The organism is Streptosporangium sp. NPDC001559 (assembly GCF_042893955.1).
GTDB lineage: Bacteria > Actinomycetota > Actinomycetes > Streptosporangiales > Streptosporangiaceae > Streptosporangium.
Map to the genome: position 1 here is coordinate 1 of NZ_JBIAVG010000040.1, position 6,856 is coordinate 6,856.

A 6,856-nucleotide genomic window follows, 5' to 3' on the forward strand; every position below is an offset into this window, starting at 1 on the left:
GTCTCTACTCGGCATCAGACCTCACCGCCTACGCCCTCAGCACCGGCGCATTCCCACAAAAGATCAACTCGGCGAGTTAATCATCTGCAAGCCCTAAGGCCGGTGGTAGCGGTAGCCGCTGCTGGTGTCCTCGGCGCCACACATGAGCCAGGACGTGCGCGGCCTCGTGCGGCAGGGTCTCCATCACCTCGGCTCGCCGGAGGCGAACGACTCCGGCGCCCGCCCGGTGTTCGAGCTCCAGGTGCCGGGGGCGAAGTGGCCCCGGTTCAGCCACCGACCGTCCGTTCCCCGACATCGCGCGGACGCTGCGGGAGACCGTGGCCGTGCCGGACGACGACCTGCTGATGCCGATCCGCAGGACGATGATCACTCCGAGGTCAAGCCCGAGGGGCCGGGCCGGAAGACGACTGTGCGCTCTGCGCATAGACCCGTGCGCTCAGAGCCAATGACGTGTCGCCGTGAAACATGAATGAATTGCCCCAGGCATTCAATGCACCAAACAAGAAAAGCGCGGGCCACAGAATCGCCTTCTTGTAATTCTCCGCACCGGCGCGGAAAGAAGCTTTCCGCGTATTGCGAATTAAGGCCGAAGAACCGACAGGAGGGTTCATGAGCAAGGTCAGGACATCAGCGTTGGCGCTGCTGAGCGCGGCCGGACTGGTGCTGGCGGCCAGCCCGGCGCAGGCACAGCCCGCTCAGGCCATGGGTAACGCGCCAGGCTGCGTTACCGTCTGGCAGAAGGCCGGCACGTTCTCCAAAACCGGCTACGCCAAGAACAACTGTAATCGAACGCTCCGTTTGAAGATCGTGTGGAAATACGGCGGAGACAGCCAATGCAAGAGCGTGAGGCGCGGCCAGACGCTCAGTCACAAGGTCCCCCGCGTTCCTCGCAAGTTCGACGGCGCGAACAGCTGCTAAGTCAGCAGGGTGGCGCGGCGGGATCCCGTCCGGGGGCCGCGTCAGCCCGCAGAGCGGCGTCGGTGCGGTCGAGGCCCTCCACGCGGGTTCGTGTCGCCGGGCCCGGAGCAGCCGGGCCGCGGAGGGGCGGATCCACCTCATGAGCAACCCGCAGCGGACCAAGGAAGCCACCGCCGGGCGCGATCCGCAGCGGCGAGGAACCCCCGACAGCTCCACCGCCCGCGACGGCCTGGACCGCAGAGCCCGGTCCCACGCCGACAAACAGCAGGGGTCGGGGTCGAACACCAAGAGGTAGGCAGGCCGTGGGCCGGAGGCGAGAGAAACTTCCGGCCGGTGGCCGGCACGCGCCTTGGCTGACCTTGTGGGACGGCCCTCGTCATGATTTGCCCCAGCGCGTTCGGGCCCGTAGCTCGGCAACGCTCTGTTCCTCAGGGACCGTGCAGGGGAGGACCCGGCGCTGGGGACGATGTCGACGAGCGGGAGCGACTCGGGCGCACCATCCGGGAAGTCTTCTGCCGCGAACGAAGCGAGCAGCTGCCGGTCGCCTACGGCTCTTTCCCGGTCGATCAGGCGCAGAGACCTCCGGAAGTGAACGCCTTCGCTTTCAGCCTCAAGGTCGGGTGGAGGGGCCCGGAGCCGCCGCTGATGAGGGTGGGCAGAAGACGGTCTCCACAGCCTTGAACATGCCTTCGGCCGGTCCGCTGATGTCCTTGACGCTCAGGGTGGTCGACATCGAGAGCTGGCGGCTGCCGTCTTTCGTGTAGAAGGTCATGGCGAGGTAGCCGGCGGTGCTCCCGCCCGTGAAGAAGCCGTCGAGTTCGCCGTTGCAGAAGGCGGGGCCGCCCCCGCCCGGGGGCGGGTCGTTGGGCAACCGGTCCGTCAGGACTCGCTGGAGCGCCGGCGGCAGTAGCTTGCCCCGGGAGAACGCCCGTTTGAAGGCGCTCACGTCGTGCGCGGTGGAGACCACCCCTCCGGCCGCTCCGCCGAAACCGGCGTTGAACCGGTCCACGTCGCGCAGGTTGCCGCTGACGTCGGGGTAGTAGCCGTGGCCGTGTGGCCCCTTGACGCCTTCCGGCGGCTTGACGGGAAGGTAGGTCTTGGTCATCCCGAGCGGGCCGAACAGGTGTCTGTGCAGCTCGGTGGCCAGGTCGTGACCGGTCAGCCTCTCGATGATCATGCCGAGCAGGGTGTAGTTGGTGTTGGAGTAGGAGTACTTCTCACCCGGTTCCCCGGTGCGGGGCCTGCTGCGGCTCCACTTCACCAGATCGAGCGGCTGATAGGGGGTCGTGAAGTCGAACACGTCGAACGAGACGTCTCCCTCGCTCCCGTCCGGGTTCGGCTCCTTGGCGTACCAGTCGGGAATGCCGGAGGTGTGCCGGAGCATCTGCCGTACCGTGATCTCATCGGCCCGCGCCACCAGGTTCTCCCTCGTCACCTCCGGCAGCAGGTCGCCGAGCTTGTCGTCCACGCCCAACCTGCCCTCCTCGACCAGTCGCAGCACCACGGTGGCCACCATCTCCTTGGTCTGCGACCCGATCCGGAAGCGGGCGTTCGCGGGTATCCTCCCGCCCCTGCCGTTCAGGAACCGGGAGCCTGCGCTGCCCAGCCCGATGGATCTCCCGTCGACGTAGGCCCCGCCGACGGCCCCCACGACCCCTGGGACCCTGGCCAGTTCCTCCATCGCCTTCTGCACGTTCCCGGCCTGTGCCGGAGCGGCGGTGGCAGGCCCGGCACAGGCCATCATCAACATGGCGGCACCGGCGGCGCCCCGTACCGGCGAACGCCGGCCCCAGTTCCTGCCATCAGTCATGCCTTCTCCTTTTCATGATCATCTTCGCCGTGGCCTTCCGCCCGAAGGACGGTCACAGCGGTTCCGGCCGGTTCGTCTCGCCCTGCTTGACGGGGAGACGCCGAAGTCGCCGAGGCCCGGGCGGACGACACCGGCCCGATGCAGGCGCCGGGTCATGGCCTCACATGGGCAGGCGGCCCGTTCGGCTTCGACCAGCCGACCGGTACGGTCACCGTGCCGCAGCCGTCTCCGGCCTGGCAGGCAGGGCTTCCAGCCCACGGTGAACGGTTCAGGTCAGGAGCGGTTCGAGGCCCTGCTCTCTCGCCGTCAACCTCGTCCACTGTCGATCGGCCGTGTCCCGGCCTCGTCCGCGCCGTGTCATGGTTGTGTCACGGCTGCGCTGACGGTGGCCGCTGTCGAGAAATCCTCGGTGGTGCGCGGCTACATCCGCACCGCCGACAAATGGCGCGACAACCCCATGCTCGGTGTCGGCCTATGACCTCGGAACCGGAGACACCGAAGGTGCGCACTGCGCCGACGACGGTCCGTTGACCGTCCTGCTCACTCTCCCCGGTGGGCGACGCTGCGGAGGTCCGCCGAGGAGGGGAGCGGACGGGTCATATCCGCTGCCACAGAGCGGGGGTGGCCTCCGGCGCCCACTCGGGCATGGAGAAGTGGTCGACAAGACACCTGTACATAGCGGAACGGTTGGTCAGGCCGTGACGATGTCGCCGACTTCGTAGTTCCAGTAGGGCATCCACACGATGCTCGTGACCGCACTGGCCTGGCGGACGGTGGACGCGATCGCGGGTGCGGGTGCGAGTGCGGCCAGGACGGTGGTGCTCAACGCCGTCGCGAGGAGGACTGCGGGTAAGCGGCGAATTCTCATGGGTGGCTCCTCATGGCCGAGTGAGGGGACACCTTCAGGTGAGCACCGATCGGCGGGGACGGGGACCTTCCGCTTTCCTATATTTCGGCCGCATGGTCCCATTTCGCGGCTCACCGGATCGGACCGGATCGACTCGGCCCAGTTGGCCGGCGGTCGCTCCGCCTGCCGTCCTGATTTCGGCGGCCCGCAGTAGGGGATCGACCTCCTCACGATGTGGTTCCAGGAGGGTCGGAACGTTCTGCGGGAGGTGGTCGGACGTCGGGTTGATCGTGCGCGGGTGTCGTCGGGGACGTCGCCGTGGTCGCCAGAGGGACGGTCCAAGCCGCTGCGGGCGAACCATGGGCAGAGCCCCACCCAAGAAAAGCGGAGGCGTTTGACCGCGCTCCCCGCGTGGCCAGGGATCCGGGTGCGCGGTGAGGGATCCGTCGCCGCGTCTCCGTAGAATCCGCTCGTGTTCCCTCGCAGACTTCGCAATGCCGGTGTGGTCACCATCTGCGTCGGCGTGCTCGCCGTCATCCTGATCGTCCTGAGGCAGACCCAGGTGCTGGGGTTCTTCTCCAAGTCCCTGAGACGCGCCACCTCGACACCGGTGGAGTTCGAGGTGGCGGGCATCCTCGTCCCCTGCGGGGCCGGTGTCGTAGTGCTGGGCATCGTGATGGTGGTGGTGGCCGCGGCGCTTCAGGCGCGGGCCGGAGCCGGGCCGGACGCTGGGATGGAGCAGGGAGAGCGGGAGGGTCAGCCGGTCGGCGACAAGGGCTGAACCCGGGTGGCCACGCATCCATGAGCCTCCGGCAAGCTCCGGCCGTGTCACCGTACGGGGCCGGGCACCGGTTCCTCGGGGGTCGCAGGCGGGTGGCGCCGACGGCTTCCGAAGACCTCGGGCAGAGGTGAGAGCCGATGAGGCCGCCGCCAGGGAGCACAGGGGATGGCGTTGAAGCAGGTTGCTTGACGGCTGGGGACGCGGCCGCAGGAGGCCTCCTACCCGACGAACGTAGATCCCGAGTTTAGTAACTTTACGTAGTTGGTAGATATCTGTGTGTTACCAAACCCTTCTGGCTACAGGAGTCCCCTGTGCGATCGCCTTCCCCCCGGCTCTTCTCCCGCGCCCTCGCGACGGTCCTCGCAGCGATCGTCTCCGGATACGCGCTCCCCGCGTCCGCCGCTTCAAGCACCCCGCAGACGGCGGCCCGGCTTCCCGAACTGACAGCGCTGAAGATGCAGCTCGACCGGCTCGCCGAACAGGGAAAAGCCGGCAACGCGCAGTACTGGTACGTCAACGCCGCCGAAGGCAGGGTCCGCATCGCGGTACTGAAGGGTCCCCTCGATGTCACGACCAAGTCCTTCCTCGCCACCGGCCCCCTCGACCTCACCAGCACGTTCACCGTGGACAAGCCCGTCAGGCCCTATGTCGCCACCGCGACGGCACCGCTCCGTCCGCCGATGACCGGTTCCACAGCCCTGGCCGAGACCGTCTACGGGGGCCAGCAGATCGTGACCCAGAGCGGCGTCTACTGCACGACCGGCTTCAACGTCACCAGGAACGGGCAGTCGTCCGTCCTCACCGCCGGACACTGCCGCAAGGCCGGGATCACCTGGGGCCTGGACGGCTGGCTCCTGGGTAGGATCACCGCTTTCACCTATCCGGGAGGCGACGTCTCCTATATCACCCCCGCCACCGGCTGGCAGCAGCCCTCGGCTGTCCGCCAGGCCGACGGGAGCATCCAGTCGATCACCCAGTTCGGCAGGCCGTCGATCAACCAGACGCTGTGCAAGACCGGCGCCACGACCGGCACCACCTGCGGCACGGTCATCAGTCTTGACGTCACCACCAACTACGGTGACGGGCCGGTCTACGGCCTGGCCCTCACCACCGTTCACGCCGCCGAAGGAGACAGTGGAGGCTCGGTCTACGAGGGCTCCACAGGGGTTGCCCTGATCAGCGGAGGCCCCGAGGGCGGAGGGAACGCCCTGGTATACCCGCTGCCTTGAACGCCACCCGCCGACTTCCAGTTTGATCAGCCGCGCCCTCGACGCCACGTCCCGCTGGCGGCCGCCACCGGGTGCCAACGCTCGACCGCAGCGGACAGCCCCAGCCCCATTGCGTGGATCGCGGAAGAGGACGGTCTAGTTGCCGCCTCGGTGTCCGTCGCGAACCACCGCTAACCCGCCGACCCGGGTCGTGATGCCCGCCGGCCCGCGTCGGGCCGAAGCGAGCACGCTGGCCGGTCGACCGAGGGTGTCGCCCTGCTCCACCTCGATCGCGACCGTCTGCGCCCCTGTCATGTCGAGCAGGTGGGCGGCCAGGCAGCCGGTGCTGTTGGCGTTGGCGACGTCCTCGTCGACACCGATCGCCGGCGCGAACATCCGCGCCGCACCCGGTCGGTCGCCCACCGGCGGTACGTACACGAAACAGCCGAGGAGCCCGTACCGCTGGCACGCCGCCGTCAGCCTGCCGAAGTGCGGGTGGACTCGGAGCAGCGCCGACCGGTCGCGGACCGGTACCAGCATGCGTGGTGCGCCGGGCGCGGCGATCCGTGGCGCGTCGGTCGGATGCGGGTCGTCCGCGGTGAGCCCGAGCGCGGCGACGATCGCGGCGCGCTCGTCCGGTGCCGGATGACGCAGCGCGACGAGGCCCTGGTCGAACCACACCTCGATGCCGGCGGACCGGCGGATCGCGACGGTGTCGAACGTGCGCCCGCCGGTGTGCTGGCGGTCGTTCAGCTCGCCCAGCTCGGTGCGGGTCAGCCGGACGGCCTGCGCGGCAACGGTGCCGTGGCCGCAGCCGGACAGTTCGGCGGTGGCGGTGAAGAACCGGACCGGCCGGCCACCGTCCGGCGTCCGCCCCGGACCGAGGAACGCCGCGTGCGAGGTGCCGGCCTCAGCAGCGACCGCACGCCGGTCCGCGTCCGATGCCGCCGGGTCGTCGTCGGTGACGGCCGTGGGGCTGCCGCCCCGGCCGTCGCGCCGCACGCACGCATCAACCACCGTGACACCCGGCCAGGACATCGGCCCCCCCTTTGACGCTCAACGAACCGGCAACCGCGAACGGCGCTCCGCCGATGGCCGGACCTGGCCGCGACGGCCGACCGAACACGTCCCGGAGCGTACCGGCCCGCCTCAGCCGGTGCCGTCCCGCACCGGATGGTGAAGATCCGACTGGACCTCGGTCAGTCGATGCCTTCGACGATGCGGAAGTCGCGCTCGACGCCGTCGGGGAGGGCGACCAGCGCCTTCTGGTACGCCTCGCTCTCGTATGCCGC

7 protein-coding genes are annotated in these 6,856 nt (G+C 68.9%); 4 read left to right on the top strand and 3 right to left on the bottom strand.

What is annotated here, in order from left to right:
• The first annotated feature begins 609 nt into the window (after window positions 1–609).
• A complete protein-coding gene (locus ACFYY8_RS41955; RefSeq protein WP_390050675.1) occupies window positions 610–918 on the top strand; it encodes a hypothetical protein in 309 nt (102 codons plus the stop codon).
• A 139-nt stretch (window positions 919–1,057) separates the two neighbouring features.
• A complete protein-coding gene (locus tag ACFYY8_RS41960; protein ID WP_390050676.1) occupies window positions 1,058–1,213 on the top strand; it encodes a hypothetical protein in 156 nt (51 codons plus the stop codon).
• A gap of 315 nt (window positions 1,214–1,528) precedes the next feature.
• Here ACFYY8_RS41960 and ACFYY8_RS41965 read toward each other — a convergent pair whose 3' ends face one another.
• A complete protein-coding gene (locus ACFYY8_RS41965; RefSeq protein ID WP_390050677.1) occupies window positions 1,529–2,728 on the bottom strand; it encodes a serine hydrolase domain-containing protein in 1,200 nt (399 codons plus the stop codon).
• A gap of 691 nt (window positions 2,729–3,419) precedes the next feature.
• The gene (locus ACFYY8_RS41970) at window positions 3,420–3,596 is read right to left on the bottom strand and encodes a hypothetical protein (RefSeq protein WP_390050678.1); all 177 of its coding nucleotides are present in this window, start codon (window positions 3,594–3,596) and stop codon (window positions 3,420–3,422) included.
• Window positions 3,597–4,047: 451 nt separating this feature from the next.
• Here ACFYY8_RS41970 and ACFYY8_RS41975 point away from each other — a divergent pair, with 451 nt between their 5' ends.
• The gene (locus tag ACFYY8_RS41975) at window positions 4,048–4,356 is read left to right on the top strand and encodes a hypothetical protein (RefSeq protein ID WP_390050679.1); all 309 of its coding nucleotides are present in this window, start codon (window positions 4,048–4,050) and stop codon (window positions 4,354–4,356) included.
• Window positions 4,357–4,667: 311 nt separating this feature from the next.
• Entirely contained in the window at window positions 4,668–5,585 is a 918-nt protein-coding gene (locus tag ACFYY8_RS41980) for a S1 family peptidase (protein WP_390050680.1), read from the top strand.
• Window positions 5,586–5,720: 135 nt separating this feature from the next.
• Here the strand turns inward: ACFYY8_RS41980 and ACFYY8_RS41985 are convergent, their stop codons facing one another.
• Window positions 5,721–6,581 carry a PhzF family phenazine biosynthesis protein gene (locus ACFYY8_RS41985; protein ID WP_390050681.1) on the bottom strand — a complete coding sequence of 287 codons (861 nt, stop codon included), beginning with the start codon at window positions 6,579–6,581 and terminating at the stop codon, window positions 5,721–5,723.
• Window positions 6,582–6,856: the final 275 nt, after the last annotated feature.

Coding starts and splice junctions, on each gene's coding strand:
- ACFYY8_RS41955 (WP_390050675.1), top strand. CDS start 610: ATGAGCAAGGTCAGGACATCAGCGTTGGCGCTGCTGAGCGCGGCCGGA.
- ACFYY8_RS41960 (WP_390050676.1), top strand. CDS start 1,058: ATGAGCAACCCGCAGCGGACCAAGGAAGCCACCGCCGGGCGCGATCCG.
- ACFYY8_RS41965 (WP_390050677.1), bottom strand. CDS start 2,728: ATGACTGATGGCAGGAACTGGGGCCGGCGTTCGCCGGTACGGGGCGCC.
- ACFYY8_RS41970 (WP_390050678.1), bottom strand. CDS start 3,596: ATGAGAATTCGCCGCTTACCCGCAGTCCTCCTCGCGACGGCGTTGAGC.